Annotated in this window: 14 protein-coding genes; 6 read left to right on the top strand and 8 right to left on the bottom strand. The window is 74.5% G+C overall.

Annotation, left to right across the window (positions count from 1 at the left end; translation table 11 throughout):
* Positions 1-15: 15 nt before the first annotated feature.
* A complete protein-coding gene (locus IE170_RS13385) occupies positions 16-453 on the bottom strand; it encodes a MarR family winged helix-turn-helix transcriptional regulator (protein ID WP_114058029.1) in 438 nt (145 codons plus the stop codon).
* 144 nt (positions 454-597) lie between these two features.
* Between IE170_RS13385 and IE170_RS13380 the strand changes: the two genes are divergently transcribed.
* Positions 598-780: a ribbon-helix-helix protein, CopG family gene (locus IE170_RS13380; protein WP_189809570.1), complete on the top strand. Its 183-nt coding sequence runs from the start codon at positions 598-600 to the stop codon at positions 778-780.
* Positions 781-794: 14 nt separating this feature from the next.
* Here IE170_RS13380 and IE170_RS13375 read toward each other — a convergent pair whose 3' ends face one another.
* Positions 795-2,255: an NCS2 family permease gene (locus IE170_RS13375; RefSeq protein ID WP_189809569.1), complete on the bottom strand. Its 1,461-nt coding sequence runs from the start codon at positions 2,253-2,255 to the stop codon at positions 795-797.
* Positions 2,256-2,395: 140 nt separating this feature from the next.
* Here IE170_RS13375 and IE170_RS13370 point away from each other — a divergent pair, with 140 nt between their 5' ends.
* Positions 2,396-2,665: a DUF2530 domain-containing protein gene (locus tag IE170_RS13370; RefSeq protein ID WP_189809568.1), complete on the top strand. Its 270-nt coding sequence runs from the start codon at positions 2,396-2,398 to the stop codon at positions 2,663-2,665.
* Positions 2,666-2,809: 144 nt separating this feature from the next.
* Positions 2,810-5,356 (top strand): HAD-IC family P-type ATPase, encoded by a 2,547-nt coding sequence (locus tag IE170_RS13365; protein ID WP_223856233.1) that lies wholly within the window; start codon positions 2,810-2,812, stop codon positions 5,354-5,356.
* A 176-nt stretch (positions 5,357-5,532) separates the two neighbouring features.
* On the opposite strand, the gene IE170_RS13360 is transcribed toward IE170_RS13365, so the two are convergent.
* Positions 5,533-5,793, bottom strand: a complete 261-nt coding sequence (locus IE170_RS13360) for a hypothetical protein (RefSeq protein ID WP_189809567.1) — start codon at positions 5,791-5,793, stop codon at positions 5,533-5,535.
* Positions 5,794-5,890: 97 nt separating this feature from the next.
* On the bottom strand, positions 5,891-7,123 hold the full coding sequence (locus tag IE170_RS13355) for a helix-turn-helix domain-containing protein (RefSeq protein ID WP_189809566.1): 1,233 nt from the start codon (positions 7,121-7,123) through the stop codon (positions 5,891-5,893).
* A 161-nt stretch (positions 7,124-7,284) separates the two neighbouring features.
* Between IE170_RS13355 and IE170_RS13350 the strand changes: the two genes are divergently transcribed.
* Positions 7,285-7,851, top strand: a complete 567-nt coding sequence (locus IE170_RS13350) for a DUF4291 domain-containing protein (protein WP_189809565.1) — start codon at positions 7,285-7,287, stop codon at positions 7,849-7,851.
* A 132-nt stretch (positions 7,852-7,983) separates the two neighbouring features.
* On the opposite strand, the gene IE170_RS13345 is transcribed toward IE170_RS13350, so the two are convergent.
* From IE170_RS13345 to serC, 3 genes are all read right to left on the bottom strand, one after another.
* A complete protein-coding gene (locus IE170_RS13345; RefSeq protein WP_189809564.1) occupies positions 7,984-8,250 on the bottom strand; it encodes a YxzC family protein in 267 nt (88 codons plus the stop codon).
* Positions 8,251-8,296: 46 nt separating this feature from the next.
* The gene (locus IE170_RS13340; RefSeq protein ID WP_189809563.1) at positions 8,297-11,440 is read right to left on the bottom strand and encodes a sacsin N-terminal ATP-binding-like domain-containing protein; all 3,144 of its coding nucleotides are present in this window, start codon (positions 11,438-11,440) and stop codon (positions 8,297-8,299) included.
* Between the two features lie 124 nt (positions 11,441-11,564).
* A complete protein-coding gene (serC, locus tag IE170_RS13335; RefSeq protein ID WP_189809562.1) occupies positions 11,565-12,683 on the bottom strand; it encodes a phosphoserine transaminase in 1,119 nt (372 codons plus the stop codon).
* A gap of 85 nt (positions 12,684-12,768) precedes the next feature.
* Here serC and IE170_RS13330 point away from each other — a divergent pair, with 85 nt between their 5' ends.
* Together IE170_RS13330 and IE170_RS13325 are read left to right on the top strand one after the other, a co-directional pair.
* Entirely contained in the window at positions 12,769-15,552 is a 2,784-nt protein-coding gene (locus IE170_RS13330) for an FAD-binding and (Fe-S)-binding domain-containing protein (protein WP_229884716.1), read from the top strand.
* Positions 15,553-15,598: 46 nt separating this feature from the next.
* The gene (locus IE170_RS13325) at positions 15,599-16,636 is read left to right on the top strand and encodes an EamA family transporter (protein WP_189809560.1); all 1,038 of its coding nucleotides are present in this window, start codon (positions 15,599-15,601) and stop codon (positions 16,634-16,636) included.
* Positions 16,637-16,676: 40 nt separating this feature from the next.
* Here IE170_RS13325 and IE170_RS32585 read toward each other — a convergent pair.
* On the bottom strand, positions 16,677-16,927 hold a 251-nt coding region (locus tag IE170_RS32585), incomplete at its 5' end, for a CocE/NonD family hydrolase C-terminal non-catalytic domain-containing protein (RefSeq protein ID WP_308428388.1).

The raw sequence follows: 16,927 nt of genomic DNA, 5'->3' as shown, positions 1-16,927 counted from the left end.
CTCCCGGTGTGGTTCCTACAGGTGGGCGAGCTTCTCCAGGACGGGCGCTGCTGCGCGCAGGCGTGCCCATTCGTCCTCGGTGAGCTCCGCCGCGAGCCCGGCCAGGAAGGCGTTGCGCTTGCGGCGGCTCTGTTCGAGCATCGCCTCGGCCTCCTCCGTCTGGCTGACCACCTTCTGGCGGCGGTCGTCGGGGTGCGGTTCGAGCTTGACCAGGCCCTTGGCCTCCAGGAGCGCGACGATGCGGGTCATCGACGGCGGCTGTACGTGTTCGCGGCGGGCGAGTTCGCCGGGCGTGGCCCTGCCGCACCGGGCGAGGGTGCCGAGGACCGACATCTCGGTCGGGCTCAGCGATTCGTCGACGCGCTGGTGCTTCAGGCGCCGGCCCAGCCGCATGACGGCGGAGCGCAGGTCGTTCACGGCGGCGGCGTCGTCGCCATGGGTCAGGTCAAGCATGTCCTTAGCGTAACTCATTACTCTCGCTAAAGACCAATCGGTTTTCCGCCCCGCCCGGCGGTGCCCGGCTCCGCGTCACTCATACGGGTGAGCCTGCGCCGAAAAGCGACTCGCGCGCGCGTCCTGTGCGGTGACCCTTTCGCCATGGGGACACAGGTGCTCAGCATGCGCATGGACGGGGAGCTGCTCGACCGCCTCCGCACTCATGCCGCCAAACGCGGAATGAGCGTCCAGGACTATGTCGTCCGGACGCTCATCCGCGATGACTTCGACGAGCGCTTCAAGGCGGCCGTCGAGGAGACAGAGGAGTTCTACGGCCGCACCTGAGGCCGTCGGGGGGCCTACGAGGTCAGGCCGAGGGCCGGCATCGCGTAGTAGAAGACGAACACCGCCGAGACGGCGTACATGGCCGCCGGCACTTCGCGGCCCCGGCCGGTCGCCAGCCGCAGCACGCTGAAGCTGATGAAGCCGATGCCGATGCCGTTGGTGATCGAGTACGTGAAGGGCATCGTCACCATGGCCAGGAAGGCCGGGACGGCGATGGTGAAGTCGCTCCAGTCGATGTCCTTGACCGAGCCCGCGAGGATCAGGAAGCCGACGGCGACGAGGGCCGGCGTGGCCGCCTGCGAGGGGACCATGGTGGCGAGCGGGGTGAGGAACAGGGCGGCGGCGAAGAGGCCGCCGGTCACCACGTTGGCCAGGCCGGTGCGCGCGCCCTCGCCGACGCCCGCGGTGGACTCCACGAAGCAGGTGGTGGCCGAGGAGGACGTCGCGCCGCCGGAGGCGACGGCGAGGCCGTCGACCAGCAGGACCTTGTTGATGCCGGGGAAGGTGCCGTCCTTCTCGATGAGCTTGGCCTCGTCGCCGACGCCGAGGATCGTGCCCATCGCGTCGAAGAAGCAGGACAGCAGCACGGTGAAGACGAAGAGGCAGCCGGTCAGCAGGCCGACCTTCGAGAAGCCGCCGAAGAGGCTGACCTCGCCGACGAGCCCGAAGTCGGGGGCGGCCACCGGGCTGCCCGGCCACTCGGGGACGGTCAGGCCCCAGCCGGAGTCCGGGAGCTTCACGACGGCCTGGACGGCGACCGCGACGGCGGTCATGGCCACGATGGAGATGAGGATCGCGCCGGGCGTCTTGCGGATCAGCAGGGCCAGGGTCAGCAGCACGCCGGCGATGAAGATCAGCACCGGCCAGCCGAGCAGGTGGCCGCCCGTGCCGAGCTGGAGTGGGACGGTGGTGTGCGCGGCGTCGGGGATGCGGGTGACGAAGCCGGAGTCGACGAGGCCGATCAGCATGATGAACAGGCCGATGCCGATCGCGATGCCCTTGCGCAGGCCCAGCGGGACGGCGTTCATGACGCGCTCGCGCAGGCCCGTCGCGACGAGCAGCATCACGACGAAGCCGGCGAGGACGACCATGCCCATCGCGTCGGGCCAGCTCATCCGCGGGGCGAGCTGCAGGGCGACGACCGTGTTGACGCCGAGGCCGGCGGCGAGCGCGATCGGGACGTTGCCGATGACGCCCATGAGGAGCGTGGTGAGGGCCGCCGTCAGGACGGTGGCGGTCACGAGCTGGCCGCCGTCGAGCTGGTGGCCGTACATGTCCTTCGCGCTGCCGAGGATGATCGGGTTCAGCACGATGATGTAGGCCATCGCGAAGAAGGTGGCGAAGCCGCCGCGCACCTCGCGGGCCACGGTCGAGCCGCGCTCGGAGATCTTGAAGAAGCGGTCCACCCCGGAGGCCCCGGAAGCCGGGGGCCGGGCGGGGGAGGCGGGGGCCGGAGCAGGGGCCGACGTGGTCATACGGTCCTCATTGCGTGGGCATTTGGGGGTTCATACGAGAGAAATGGGCCATGCCCAAACCGTTTCAGTATGAACACATGAACGAAAGCGCGTCCATCTCCGCGCGTAGACCTCGAATTCCGCGGCCTAGACTGGTGGCCATGGCGAAATGGACAGCGAAACACGAGGCCCCCGAGCCCCTCGAAGGCCCGGTCGTCGCGACCGTCACCGGTGGCACGATCCTCTGGTTCGCCCTCTTCGTCCTCCAGCTGCCCTTCTACGGCTGGTTCGCCGACCGCGGCCTGCTGTGGTGGGTGTGGTGCTGCGCCGCGGGCGGCGTCCTCGGCCTCATCGGCATCCGGTACGTGCGCGGCCGTGACGCCGCGCTCAAGCGGCACGCCGCCGAGCGGGCGGCTCGGGACGGCGCCTGATCCGCCCCTGGGCCGCCCCTGAACCACTCCCTGAGGCCGCAGCCCGGAGCCCCTTCGACCCGAGGACGATTTCCCTCATCCCGAAGTCGGATCTTCCTACCGCTCGGCGGGTGAAGCCGCAGTTCCGGCTCTAACGTCGAAAGCATGACGCAGCGGGCGAAGATCGAATCCAACGGTCCCGAACCGGGCGGCGGAACCGGAACGGGAACGGGAACGGGCACGGGAACGGGAATCGGCACGGGGACCGGCACCGGAAGCGGGACCGGAACCGGGGCCGACAGCAGCGGCGGCATCGACGCCGGCGCCGAACTCGACCCCGTCCACCCCGTCAGCCCGCCCGCCCCCCGCTTCCGGCCCGCCGGGCTGACCACCGCGGAGGTAGCCGAGCGCGTCGCCCGCGGCGCCGTCAACGACGTGCCCGTCCGCTCTTCCCGCTCCGCCGCCGACATCGTCCGCGCGAACGTCTTCACCCGCTTCAACGCCATCATCGGCGTCCTCTGGGTCATCATGCTCATCGTCGCGCCGGTCCAGGACAGCCTCTTCGGCTACGTGATCCTCGCCAACACCGGCATCGGCATCATCCAGGAACTCCGCGCCAAGAAGACCCTCGACAGCCTCGCCGTCATCGGCGAAGCCAAACCCAGCGTCCGCCGCGACGGCCGCACCGCCGAGGTGTCCACCTCCGCGATCGTCCTCGACGACGTCATCGAACTCGGCCCCGGCGACAAGGTCGTCGTCGACGGCGTCGTCGGCGAGGCCGACGGCCTGGAGATCGACGAATCCCTCCTCACCGGCGAGGCCGACCCCGTCCTCAAACGCCCCGGCGACCCCGTCATGTCCGGCTCCTTCGTCGTCGCCGGCGGCGGCGCCTTCACCGCCACCAAGGTCGGCCGCGAGGCCTACGCCGCCCAGCTCGCCGAAGAGGCCACCCGCTTCACCCTCGTCCACTCCGAGCTGCGCTCCGGGATCTCCACCATCCTCAAGTACGTGACGTGGATGATGGTCCCCACCTCCATCGGCCTCATCGTCAGCCAGCTCGTCGTCAAGGACACCAACCTCAAGGACTCCATCGCCCGCACCGTCGGCGGCATCGTCCCGATGATCCCCGAGGGTCTGGTCCTGCTCACCTCCGTCGCCTTCGCGATCGGCGTCATCCGGCTCGGCCGCAAGCAGTGCCTGGTGCAGGAGCTGCCCGCGATCGAGGGCCTCGCCCGCGTCGACGTCGTCTGCCTCGACAAGACCGGCACCCTCACCGAAGGCGGCATGGACGTCACCGAGCTCCGCCCCCTCGGCGGCGCCGACCCCGCCTACGTCAAGAAGGTCCTCGGCGCGCTCGGCGAATCCGACCCGCGGCCCAACGCCAGCCTCCAGGCGATCATCGACGCCTACCCCGACAGCGCGGACTGGCGCTGCACCGAGTCCCTGCCGTTCTCCTCCGCCCGCAAGTACAGCGCCGCCTGCTTCAGCGAGGGCGACGGCGAGAGCTCCACCTGGCTCCTCGGCGCCCCCGACGTCCTCCTGCCGCCCGGCGACCCCGCCCTCGACGAGATCGACACCCTCAACGAACAGGGCCTGCGCGTCCTGCTCCTCGCCCGCGCCGCCCGCGAACTCGACGACGACCGCGTCGCCACCGGCGTCCGCCCCACCGCCCTCGTCGTCCTGGAGCAGCGGCTGCGCCCCGACGCCGCGGACACCCTGCGCTACTTCGAGGAGCAGGACGTCCGCGCCAAGGTCATCTCCGGGGACAACGCGGTATCCGTCGGCGCGGTCGCCGGCAAGCTGGGCCTGCCCGGCGCCGAGAACACCGTCGACGCGCGCCGCATGCCGGCCGAGCGGGACGGCATGGCCCGCGTCCTCGACGGGAACGCCGTGTTCGGGAGGGTCACCCCGCAACAGAAGCGGGACATGGTCGGCGCCCTCCAGTCCCGCGGCCACACCGTCGCCATGACCGGCGACGGCGTCAACGACGTGCTCGCCCTCAAGGACGCCGACATCGGCGTCAGCATGGGCTCCGGCTCGGAGGCCACCCGGGCCGTGGCGCAGATCGTCCTGCTGAACAACAGCTTCTCCACCCTGCCGTCGGTGGTCGCCGAGGGCCGCCGCGTCATCGGCAACATCACCCGCGTCGCGACCCTCTTCCTGACGAAGACCGTCTACTCGGTGCTGCTGGCGATCCTGGTCGTCTGCTCGCAGGTCGAGTACCCGTTCCTGCCGCGGCACCTCACGCTCCTGTCGACGCTGACGATCGGCGTCCCCGCGTTCTTCCTCGCCCTCGCCCCGAACAAGGAGCGGGCCCGCCCGCACTTCGTGAAACGGGTGATGCGGTACGCGATCCCCGGCGGCCTGGTGGCAGCCCTGGCCACGTACACCACGTACCTGGTCGCCCGCGCCCACTACAGCGGCCCGGAGGCGCTCCCGGCCGAGACGAGCGCCGCGACGCTCACGCTGTTCCTGACCTCGATGTGGGTCCTGGCGATCGTCGCCCGCCCGTACACGTGGTGGCGGGTCGCCCTGGTGGGGACGATGGGCGGGGCGTTCCTGCTGGTGCTGGTGGTGCCGTGGCTGCAGGACTTCTTCCAGCTGAAGCTGGTCGGCACGCAGATGCCGTGGACGGCGGTCGGCATCGCCGCGGCGGCCGCGGCCCTGATCGAGGGCCTGTTCCGCTGGGTGGACCACCGCTTCCCGGCATGAGCCCGGCCCCTACGCCTCGCGGCGGGGCCGCGGCCTCAGCGGGCGCAGGGGCACCCGCTCGCACCCGGCATGCACCCAGCAGTCCGGCAGCGCCCCCGACGCCGAATGCCGCACGATCCGGATCCCCTCCCCGAGCACCGGCTCCTGGCAGACGACGCAGACCCGCCCCGCAGGCGTCACCGCCCACCCGCCGGCGGCGGACAGGCGAACACGTCGGCGTCGAGCAGCATGGCCCCGTCCCGCCCCAGAACCGGCCCCCGGTAGACGGCCCCCACCCCGAGCGCCTTCCCACAGGCGACACACGCCCGCCCGAGCGCCTGCTCGGCGGTCAGGTCCCAGAAGTCGTCGGGCAACGGCGCCTTGTGACAGGCGGGCACGCTGCCGTCCGTGGCGGGCTGTGCGTCGCGGGGCGGCGATGCCTGCCACCGTCCGGCCATGTCGGTCCTCCTCGATGATGACGTGCCGTCACCGTACGGGCCTACAGGGCGCGAAGGGGGGACAGTTCGTCCCCCTCACCCTGGCTGTCCCCCTCGCCTACGCGACGGCCACGCCCACCGCCTCCGCCAGGCGGCCGGCCTCCGGCCGCAGTGCCCGCGGTGCGTCCCGCCACAGGTCCAGCACGGCGGCCCTGGCCGCCGGTGTGTACGCCACGGTCTCCGAGCTGATTCGATGGGCGATCTGCATCACATGCAGTGCCGCCGTGCGGTCGCCGCGGGAGAGGTGCCCACGGGCGACCTCCACCCACAGGCGGGCCCGCCGCTCGACGGACGGCATCGCCGCCGGGTCGACCTCGTCGGCCAGGTTCAGCGCCTGCCGGGACGCCGACAGGTCGGTGGCCACGCTGATTTGGTGGAAGTCGACGTTCGCCCGGCCGAACATCGTCGAGGGGTGGACGTACCCCGCGGGCAGCGACTTCGCGACCCGGTCGCCGGCGTCCCAGAACCGCCAGGCGGATCCCGCGAGCCCGGCCCGGGCCGCGGTCACCGCGGCGTGCAGCTGGAGCGCGCCGTAGACGCCGTGCCAGTCGTCCGGTGCTCCGTCGAGGTGCGGCTTCAGAAGGGATGCAGCGTCCTGTACGACGGCGACCGCCTCGTCCGGGTGCGCGGTCGACCTGAGGATGTTGCCCAGGCTCCAGGCCGCGGCGGCGATCTGCGCCGGGTCGTCGGCCGCCTGCGCGGCGGCGAGCGCCCGGTCCGCGACCACCCACGCCATCTCTGCGGGGGCGATGTACGCGGTGGCCTGCGCCGTCAGCCGGTACGCCTCCGACAGTGCGACGAAGGCCGTGCGCCGACGGTCGCCCTCCGTGGCTCTGGCGGCGGTCTCCGCGTCCCGGATCAGGGCGGGCAGCAGCTCACCGACCTGTGTGCGCTGGCGGTCGGACGTGTGCCACAGCCGCCACGCCTCCGATGTACGGGCGTGGAGGGCCGCCGGGTCGGGCGGAGTGTCGGGGAGCGGCCACGCCAGGGGCCGGGTCATCACCGCCTGCCAGATGTCCGGCATCGCCGGGTGGGCCAGCCGACCTGGCCGTACGGGCTGCGCGACGGCCTCGCTGCCGCCGGTGATCAGGGACACATCACCGATCTGGAGTGCTGCGGCGAGCCGCATCAGCAGTGTGTGGGACCGCAGTTCGCGTTCGCCGGACTCGATCTTCTTCAGCCAGTCGGGTCCGCGCCCGCACAGCCCGGCCAGCACGGGACGGGACATCCCGCGTGACTCGCGAAGCAGCCTGACGCGCTCGCCGGTGGTGAGGTTGCTGGGGATGTCCACGGTAGTGCCCCTTCTCCTAGCCGTGGCGCCAGCGTACGACCGCGGCCCGTGCTGCGGAACGCGAATGGCCCCTTCCCCACCGGTGGGCGACCGTCCAACCGCATTGCCCGTTAGGGAAATCGGTTCGCCTCGGCGATGCGGCGGGTGGCAGGGTGCCGCGTATGGCGCCGCAGTACCAGATAAGAGCCGACCACGACGCGCACACCATCGTGGTCTACCAGGCGTACCCACCCGCCATCGCCGATGCGGCGCTGCGGGCGGGGCGGTTCGTCGCGCCGTTCTCGTTCCGGCGGATGACGTGGGTGAAGCCGTCGTTCCTGTGGCTGATGCACCGCAGCAACTGGGCCCGCAAGCCCGGCCAGGAGCGCGTGCTCGCGGTCCGCATGACCCGGGCGGGCTGGGAGGAGGCGTTGGCGCGGGCCGTGCTGACGACCGCCGACCCGGTGGCCGTCGCCCGGGCGGCCGTGCACGTCCAGTGGGACCCGGAGCGGTCGCCGCGCGGGGCGGCGCTGAACCACTACAGCATCCAGGTCGGCATCGGCCGCCACCTGATCCGCACGTTCGCCGACGACTGGGTGGTCGGCCTGACCGACCTCACGCCCCGCGTCCGCAAGGCCGCGGCACTCGTCCAGGGAGGCCAGGCCGCGAAGGCACAGCGCCTGCTCCCCGCCGAGCGGCCGTACCCGCTGCCCCCGGCACTCGCCGCGGCCGTGTGCCGGGGCGGGTGACACTTCCGCCGTCCGGACAGCCGCAGGCAGTCACGCGGCAAACGGCGCGCAATCTCGGCCTGTTGGGAGGCAAGAGGGTTCGTGTGGGAGCTGCCTGGCGCCAGCGTCAGCCAGTAAGGACCCTGTCGATCGTCACCCGGTGCGGCGCCGCCGTAGTTCCTCCAGCCATTCCTGTACCTGTTCGTTGTCGTGCAGGTACGGCTCCTCGGGTCCCATCCGCAGGTCGATCCCGTACAGGAGCCCCAACGCCCACCAGGACAACTCGTCCCATGCAAGCGTGTCGTCGACAACCCAGCGTTCGGCCCACCGGTCAGCTGCATCCCGGCTCAGACGTCCCTCGACCACGGCAGCAAAGCATGCCTCGATCTCGTCCAGGTCTGGCCCGCCACCCCAGCTCATGGACCCCAACACGGCCACGCCAGGGCGAACGTCGCCTGATGCAGCACTAGTCGAACCAGCGGTCGCGGGCCAGTTCCGCCGTGCGGGACGGGTCCTCCAGGAGGGCGGCCACCTCGAAGCGGCGGGGCCATTGGCCCGCGGACCAGGCGAGGCCGGCTGCGACGCCCTCCAGGGTGGAGGCGTGCAGGACGCCGTCCGGGGTGCGGCGCCAGTCCAGTTCCACGCCGCCTGCCACGAGTTCGGCGTGTTCCAGGTACGTGCGCGGGGTGCCGGGGCCGAGGAGGATGCGGACTGCTTCCGGGACCTCGTGTTCCTCGCCCGGGGAGCTGACCTCGGCCGGGACCGTCTCCGACAGGCGGCGGACCTGGAGGAGGTCGGCCAGGTCGGCGGCGCGCGTCGGGGCCACGGGCAGGAGGGGCATGCCCGATGTCAGCGGGAGGAGGTCGGGGGCGTCGGCGATGACCGCGTCGGCGGCGTCCACCACCGTGACCTCGCCGTCGACCACGGCGCGCAGGTCGTCGGGGAGGGTGACCTGCTCGGGGTCCAGGTCGGCCAGGGCGCCGTACAGGGCGTGGAGTTGGCGGTCGGTGACCTCCCGGTCGGGGTCGGCGAGGCGGCCGAGGAGTTCTGCCGCGCCGCCGGGTTCGGCCAGGAGGGCGGACACCGAGGTGCGGACGCCGAGGGCGCGCAGGACCTGTTCGTCCTCGAAGCCGGTGGCGTCGGCGGAGGTGTAGAGGCCGACCAGCAGCGGGTCGGTGCCGGCGGCGCGCAGGCCGGCGGGGCGGCGGCCGTCCAGTACGGGGTGCCCGCGCAGCCACCAGGCGGTGTACGGGCGCACGGAGCGGGTGGTGCCGTCCGGGAGCAGGATCCGCACGGGCTGGGTGAGGGCGTCGCGCAGCGGCGGCTGCGCGAGCATGGCGAGGGCCTGCGGCCAGCAGTCGTCGTCGACGAGGTCGAGGTCGCGGACGGCGGTGATCTCGGTGGCGACGGGCGGCAGTGGCGTGTCGGGGAGCTGGTCGAGGACGTCCTCGCACCACACGTCGACGGCGTCGAGGAGGCCGACGTCGTCCGGTTCGGCGTAGTCGGTGTCGCGGGGTTCGAGCTCGTCGGGGTCGAGGACCACGTCGGTGGCGCGGACCAGCTGGAACTCGGCGAGCACGCCGCAGGCGGTGAGCGGCTGGGCGCCCCAGCGTTCGGCGAGTTCGGCGTCCACGTACGGGATCTCGTCCTCGCGGAGGACGGAGGCGAGGGCGGAGCCGGGCAGCAGGAGCTCGCCGGCGGGGGCGGGCTCGCCGTCCTCGTCGGGCAGGGCGAGGGCGCCGAGCCAGGGCTCGTCGCCGGGGGCGAGGTCGGCGTCGCGGACCAGGCCGAGCACGACGTCGGCGAGTTCGTCGGGGTCGAGGGCGTCCTCGTCCCACACTTCGCCGGCGTCGAGGGAGGCGGCGACCGCGGCCCGCACCTGCGGGGTCGTCAGGATCGCGCGGGGTGTGGCGGGCAGGGCGCCGAGCTTCTCCAGCAGCGGGTGCGCGGCGTCCGGGTGGGCGACCTTCAGGCCGAGGCGGGCCAGGTCCTTCGGGGTGTCGGCCTCGGGGAGGAGGACGTGCCGCGGCCCGATGGTGGTGCGGCCGTCGGCGAGGGGGACGGGCAGTCCGGAGAGCCGGTCGGGGTCGACGCCGGCCAGGGTGCCGTAGAGCCGGTGCCACCACTCGGGGGTGCGCTCGATGCCGGCGATCCGCTCGATGGCGTCGCCGAGCGGCAGCCGCCCGACCCCCAGGGTGCGCAGTTCGGTGCGGCGCTCCAGCCCGCCGGGGAGCAGCGTCGGCAGCACCTCGGCGAGGACGCGCACGGTGTCGGCTCCGGCGCCTTCGACGACCTCGGCTTCGAAGGGGCGCAGCGCGGCCCGTCCCGGCCCTTCGTCGGCGGCCTCGGCGCCGGGGACGGCGGGCGCGGCCGGGGCGAGGAACGCGGTGCGGGGGAGGCGGGCGAGGACGGCGGTGCGGAGGGCGCCGTCGAGGGCGCCCTTGCCGAGGGGGCCGGGGACGAGGTCGAGGAGGCCGGTGGAGACGGGCTCCCAGGTGCCGAGGAGTTCGGCGTACGCGTCGGCGGCGCGCTCGGTGAGGAAGTCGGTCAGCGGCCCGGGCGCGGGGTGCCGGCGGGCGGTGTCGAGGGGGAGGGTGGCGATGAGCAGGGCGGGGATGCCGAGGGGCTCGTCGGTGGGGGTCGGGGCGTGGACGACGGGCGCCGTGTCGGGGCGCTGCGGTGCGCCGTCGGGGTCGACGGGGACGGCCCAGGTGACGGTCCAGGAGGGGCGGAGCCGCTCTTCGACGGGCCGGTCCGCGAGCAGCGCGGGCGGGGTGGGGCCGGTGTGGCGGACGGTTCGCCAGCGGCGGGTTGCGCCGCGGGAGTCCTCGATCACGGTGTGGGAGCCGTCGGCGCCGCGGCGCAGGGTGCGGGTTCCGTCCTGCGGGGTGTCGACGGTGATCTCGTGGAGCCCGGGCAGGGTGAGCAGCAGGGCGTCGTCGATGCCGGACAGCAGCCGCTGCACCAGGTCCTCGGCGGCGGCGTCGCGCAGCGGGAGGACGACGACGGTGTCGTAGCCCTCGGGGGCGGTGCCCTCGGCGGGCAGGGGGAGGCGCAGCAGCGGGACGTGGCCGTCGCGGCGGCGGAGTTCGTCGCCGAGGCCGGGGCTGTGCGCGGCGGTTTCGCGGGCCAGTTCGCGGGCTTCGGCGAGGGACCAGCGGACGCCGCCGTGGCGGCCGAGGACTGCGGGCTCGTCGGAGACGGCGAGGACGGCGGCGAAGCCGACGCCGAAGCGGCCGACGGTGTCGCCGGAGGCGGCCGACTCGCGTTTGGCGGAGGCGCGCAGGGTGCTCAGCGATTCGACGCCGGCGGCGTCGAGGGGGGCGCCGGTGTTGGCGGCGGCGAGGACGGCGGGGCCCTGTTCGGCGGCGTGCAGGGTGAGCCGCAGCCGGCCGGGGACCCCGGCGCGGGCGGCCGCGTCGGCCGCGTTCTGCGCCAACTCGACGACGAGCCGGTCCCGGTAGCCGCCGAGGGCCAGGTCCTCCTCGGCGTTGGCGTCCTCGCGGAAGCGGGCCGGGCCCGCACCCCACGAATCGAGGACCCCGCGCCGCAGCCGGGCCGTGCCGAAGGGGTCCACTCCGCCGGGGGCCGCCGTCACTCGCACGCTCACGCCGCTTCCTCCAAGAATTGCCGAGGTCTTGAAGGTATCGCGTGCGCAACCCGCACGGCGGGGCGGCCGGGCCCGGCGCCGCCCCGGGCGGGGCGGGCCGGGGGGCCGGCGGGACGGGGATCCGTCAGAGCTTCTCGATCACGTGGTCGATGCAGGCCGTCAGCGCCTCGACGTCCGCCGGGTCGATCGCGGGGAACATCGCGATGCGCAGCTGGTTGCGGCCGAGCTTGCGGTACGGCTCGGTGTCGACGATGCCGTTGGCGCGGAGCACCTTGGCGACGGCCGCGGCGTCGACGTCGTCGGAGAAGTCGATCGTGCCGATGACGGAGGACCGCTTGGCGGGGTCCGCGACGAACGGGGCGGCGTACTTGGAGGCCTCGGCCCAGCCGTACAGCGTGCGGGCGCTGGCCGCCGTGCGGGCGGTCGCCCAGTCCAGGCCGCCCTGGCCGTTGATCCACTTCAGCTGCTGGTCGAGCAGGAACAGCGTCGACAGGGACGGCGTGTTGTACGTCTGGTTCTTCAGCGAGTTGTCGATCGCGGTCGGCAGGGAGAAGAACTCGGGGATGTGCCGGCCGGAGGCGTGGACGCGCGCGGCGCGCTCCAGGGCGGCCGGGGAGAACGCCGCGAGCCACAGGCCGCCCTCGGAGGCGAAGGACTTCTGCGGGGCGAAGTAGTAGACGTCGGTCTCGGTGATGTCGACGGGGAGGCCGCCGGCGCCCGAGGTGGCGTCCACCAGGACGAGCGAACCGGCGTCGGCGCCGTCGACTCGCCGGATCGGGGCGGCGACGCCCGTCGAGGTCTCGTTGTGGGTGTACGCGTACACGTCCACGCCGGCCTCGGCGACCGGGTCCGGGTGGGTGCCGGGCTCGGAGGAGATCACGGACGGCTCGTCCAGCCACGGCGCCAGCTTGGCGGCCTTCGCGAACTTCGAGGAGAACTCGCCGAAGGTGAGGTGCTGGGACTTGCGCTCGATGAGGCCGGCGGTCGCGATGTCCCAGAAGGCGGTGGAGCCGCCGTTGCCGAGGACCACCTCGTAGCCCTCGGGCAGGGAGAAGAGGTCCCGGATGCCCTGGCGCACCGAGCCGACCAGGTTCTTGACCGGGGCCTGGCGGTGGGAGGTTCCGAGCAGGGAGGTACCGGTGGCGGCGAGGGCGTCCAGCGCCTCGGTCCGCACCTTGGAGGGGCCCGCGCCGAAGCGTCCGTCGGCGGGCTTGATGTCAGCGGGAATCTGGATCTCAGCCACGGCCGGAGCGTATCCGGTCGCGGACCGTCCGTCGGAGGCGCGTCCACCCGGTGAGACGAGCGTCGCACGGTGGAAGGGTGGGGGTGTGAGCGATTCCGGTGACCTTGAGCGGACATTGCGGGGCGCACTGCGCGGGGAGGTGGACTTCGGGGCCGGGGCGCGCGCCCTGGTGACGATGGACGCGTCGAACTACCGGCGGGTCCCCCTCGGGGTGGTCGCCCCGCGCGACACGGCGGACGTGTCGGAGGCGCTGCGGATCTGCGCGGACGCCGGCGTCCCGGTCGTGCCGCGCGGCGGCGGCACCTCCATCGCCGGCCAGGCGACGGGCACGGGCGTGGTGCTGGACCTGGCCCGGCACATGGACGCGCTGGTGTCGGTGGACCCGGCGGCCCGGACCGCCGTCGTCCGGCCGGGCCTGGTCCTGGACCGGCTCCGGGAGGCGGTGCGGCCGCACGGGCTGGCCTTCGGCCCCGACCCGTCCACCCGCTCGCGCTGCACCCTCGGCGGGATGATCGGCAACAACGCGTGCGGGGCGCACTCGGTGGCCTGGGGGACGACCGCCGACAACGTCGCCGAGCTGGAGGTCGTCGCGTACGGGGGCGCCGTGCACCGCATCGGCACCGGCTGGGCGGGGGCTCCGGCGGGGCTGCGCGAACTGGTGGCGGGAAACCTGGAGGTGCTCCGGACGGGCATGGCCGCCGCCGGCCCGGGCGCGCCGTTCACCCGGCGGATCTCCGGCTACGGCGGCCTGGACGCGCTGCTGCCGGAGCGCGGCGTGCAGCTCGCCCGCGCCTTCTGCGGCAGCGAGGGCACCCTCGGCGTGGTGACGGAGGCGGTGGTCCGCCTGGTGGAGGCGCCGGTCGCGCCCGCCCTCGCGGTCCTCGGGTACGCCGACGAGGGCGCGGCCGCGGACGCGGCGGCGGGCCTGCTCCCGTACGGGCCGCTCACCGTCGAGGGGATGGCCGAGGACCTGGTCCCCGGCGCCGCGGGAGCGGGCCTGCTGCCCCGGGGCGCGGCCTGGCTGTTCGTGGAGATGCCCGACGAGGCGGCCGCGCGGCGCCTGGCCCGCGCGGCGGACGCGCCGGACGCGCTCGTCGTCGCCGACCCGGCCGGGCAGCGGGCGCTGTGGCGGATCCGGGAGGACGCCGCCGGCACCGCGACCCTGCTGCCGGGCGGCGGCCTGGCCTGGCCCGGCTGGGAGGACTGCGCGGTGCCGCCGGCCCGGCTCGGGGCGTACCTGCGGGAGTTCCGGGCGCTGCTCGCCGCGCACGGGCTGCGCGGGACCCCGTACGGGCACTTCGGCGAGGGCTGCGTGCACGTCCGGATCGGCTTCGACCTGGTGTCCCGGGAGGGGGTGGCGCGCTTCCGGGCGTTCTCGGGCGAGCTCGCCGACCTGGTCGTCGCGCACGGCGGCTCGCTGTCGGGGGAGCACGGGGACGGGCAGGCGCGGGCGGAGCTGCTGCCGCGGATGTACGGGCCGCGGGTGATCGACCTGTTCGGCCGGTACAAGGACGTGTGGGACCCGCGCCGGGGCATGAACCCCGGCATCCTCGTGCGGCCCGCCCGGCTCGACGAGAACCTCCGCTTCGAGGTGCTGCCGCGCACCGGGCTCGCCGCGGAGGTCGCCCGCTGCGTCGGCGTCGCCAAGTGCCGGTCCGCGGACCCGGGCGCGGCCGGGGTGATGTGCCCCTCGTACCGGGTCACGGGCGAGGAGCGGCACTCGACGCGCGGCCGGGCGCGGCTGCTGCACGAGATGCTGGCGGGGGAGCTGCTGCCGGACGGCTGGCGCTCGGCGGAGGTCGCCGAGGCCCTCGACCTGTGCCTGGGTTGCAAGGGCTGCCGCAGCGACTGCCCGGTGGGCGTGGACATGGCCGCGTACAAGGCGGAGTTCCTCGACCGGCACTGGGCGGGCCGGATCCGGCCGCTCGCCCACTACACCCTCGGCGGGCTGCCCGGCTGGCTGTGGGGGCTCGCCGCGCTGCGGCTGGCGCGGCCGGTCGGGGCGCTGGCCCGGCTGCCGGGGGCGGCGCGGCTCGCCGGGCTGGAGCCGGGGCGGCGGCTGCCGGCGCCGGCCGCCTCCACGTTCACCCGCTGGTGGGAGGCGCGCGGCGGTGCGGCGGGCGCGGCCGGGGAGGGCGTCCTGCTGTGGCCGGACACCTTCACCGAGTACCTGGCGCCGCAGGCCGGGCGGGCGGCCGTCGCAGTACTGGAGGCGGCCGGGCTGCGGGTCGGCGTGCCGCGGGGGCGGGTGTGCTGCGGGCTGACGTACGTGTCCACCGGCCGCCTGGACCGGGCCCGCGCCGTGCTGCGCCGCACCCTGGACGCGGTCGGCCCGGTCCGCGGCCCGGTCGTCGTCCTGGAGCCGAGCTGCGCGGCCGCCCTGCGCGCCGACCTGCCGGCGCTGCTGCCGGGCGACCCGCGGGCGGCGCGCCTCGCATCGGCCGTGCGGACGTTCGCCGAGGTGCTGGAGGAGTACGCGCCCCACTGGCGGCCCCCGCGCGTGGACCGGCCGGCCGTCGGGCAGACCCACTGCCATCAGCACGCCGTCCTCGGCGACGCCGCCGACCGGCGGCTGCGCGCGCTCGCGGGGCTGGAGGGCGGGCTCAGCGGCGGCTGCTGCGGCCTCGCCGGGAACTTCGGCTTCGAGCGGGGCCACCGGGAGGTGTCGCTCGCCTGTGCGGAGGAGCAGCTGCTGCCCTCGCTGCGCGCCGCTCCGGCGGGGGCGGTCGTCTTGGCCGACGGGTTCTCCTGCCGGACGCAGATCGCCGAGCTGGGCGGCGGCGTGCGGGCCCGGCACCTGGCCGAGGTGCTGGCCGGCGCCCTGCCGGAGCGGAACCCTCCGAAAGAGCCCGCGGGGCGGTCGCTGTAAGGAAGCACATGCTGCGACGCTCCTTACGGGGGCCTAGGCTGGAGGGATGCCCGTACCACCCGCCGGCCCGCCGGCAGCCAGCTCAGCGCCCCACTCCGCCCCCGTCCGCCCGGCCCCCCGCGGGACTGGCCCTGCGGCCGAGCCCGCCGGTCCGGCCGCCCCCGCCGGCGCGGAACCGGAAGCCGCGGCAGCCGCCGCGGGGCCCGCCCGGGCCGCCGGCCGGGGCGCCCGCCTCGGACCGGTCGCCCTGGTCGTCGCCGCGGGCGTGTCCGTGCAGTTCGGCGCCGCCCTCGCCGTGGTGATCATGCCGCGGGCGGGCGCCTCGGGCGTGGTCGCACTCCGCCTCGCGGCCGCCGCGCTGGTGCTGCTGCTCCTGTGCCGCCCGAAGGTCCGCGGGTACTCGCGGGCCGACTGGGGCACCGTCGTCGCCTTCGGCGTGGCCATGGCCGGCATGAACGGGCTCTTCTACCAGGCCATCGACCGGATCCCGCTCGGCCCGGCCGTCACCCTGGAGGTGCTCGGCCCGCTCGTGCTGTCCGTCGTCGCCTCCCGCCGCCTGGTCAACCTGCTGTGGGCCGCGCTGGCCCTGGCCGGCGTCGCCCTGCTCGCCGGACACGGCGGGGGCGGCTTCGGCGGCCTCGATCCGCTCGGCGCGGCCTTCGCGGTCGGAGCGGGCGCGATGTGGGCGGCGTACATCGTCTTCAGCGCCCGCACCGGCCGCCGCTTCCCGCAGGCGGACGGGCTGGCCCTCGCCATGGCCGTCGCCGCGGTCCTCGTCCTCCCGCTGGGCGTCGCCGAGGCCGGCTCCGCGCTGCTGGAGCCCGGCACGCTGGCGCTGGGCGCGGGCGTCGCCGTGCTGTCCTCGGTCCTGCCGTACACGCTCGAACTGCTCGCGTTGCGCCGGCTCCCCGCCCCGACCTTCGCGGTCCTGATGAGCCTGGAGCCGGCCATCGCGGCGACCGCCGGGTTCCTGGTCCTCGGGCAGGCGCTCGGCGCGCTCGACGCACTCGCCATCGCGCTGGTCATCGCGGCGAGCATGGGCGCGGTCCGCTCCCGCGCGGGCGCGGACCGGCCCGCCGCCTGACCGCGGCCGCCGCCGCGGCCCGGCGGCGGCGGCCGCGCCCTCAGCCCAGCGGCAGCTCCAGGTACGAGGGCGTCTCCTCCGGCGAGGTGAAGGCCAGCGTGGCGCGCGGCGGGTTGACGTCCCCGTAGAACGGGTCGCGGGCGGCCGCCACCAGCATCAGCCGGTTCCCCCGCGGCACGTCGTACGCGGTCGCCTGGAGCTCGATGTCCGCGGCGACCAGGCTGTCCGGCGCCGAGTCCAGGTCGGCGTACGGGGCGTGCGTGACGAGGCGGCCCGTCCCGTCGGGCGCCA

The organism is Streptomyces toxytricini (assembly GCF_014649915.1).
In the GTDB taxonomy this organism is placed as follows: domain Bacteria; phylum Actinomycetota; class Actinomycetes; order Streptomycetales; family Streptomycetaceae; genus Streptomyces; species Streptomyces toxytricini.
The sequence above is the reverse complement of the archived record's forward strand: the minus strand, read 5'-3'. Positions and strand labels throughout refer to the sequence as shown.

What these genes read in the sequence shown, in the direction of transcription:
- IE170_RS13325 (WP_189809560.1), top strand. Translation starts at nt 15,599, where the DNA reads ATGCCCGTACCACCCGCCGGCCCGCCGGCAGCCAGCTCAGCGCCCCAC.
- IE170_RS13375 (WP_189809569.1), bottom strand. Translation starts at nt 2,255, where the DNA reads ATGACCACGTCGGCCCCTGCTCCGGCCCCCGCCTCCCCCGCCCGGCCC.
- IE170_RS13370 (WP_189809568.1), top strand. Translation starts at nt 2,396, where the DNA reads ATGGCGAAATGGACAGCGAAACACGAGGCCCCCGAGCCCCTCGAAGGC.
- IE170_RS13360 (WP_189809567.1), bottom strand. Translation starts at nt 5,793, where the DNA reads ATGGCCGGACGGTGGCAGGCATCGCCGCCCCGCGACGCACAGCCCGCC.
- IE170_RS13350 (WP_189809565.1), top strand. Translation starts at nt 7,285, where the DNA reads ATGGCGCCGCAGTACCAGATAAGAGCCGACCACGACGCGCACACCATC.
- IE170_RS13380 (WP_189809570.1), top strand. Translation starts at nt 598, where the DNA reads ATGGGGACACAGGTGCTCAGCATGCGCATGGACGGGGAGCTGCTCGAC.
- IE170_RS13385 (WP_114058029.1), bottom strand. Translation starts at nt 453, where the DNA reads ATGCTTGACCTGACCCATGGCGACGACGCCGCCGCCGTGAACGACCTG.
- IE170_RS13365 (WP_223856233.1), top strand. Translation starts at nt 2,810, where the DNA reads ATGACGCAGCGGGCGAAGATCGAATCCAACGGTCCCGAACCGGGCGGC.
- IE170_RS13345 (WP_189809564.1), bottom strand. Translation starts at nt 8,250, where the DNA reads ATGAGCTGGGGTGGCGGGCCAGACCTGGACGAGATCGAGGCATGCTTT.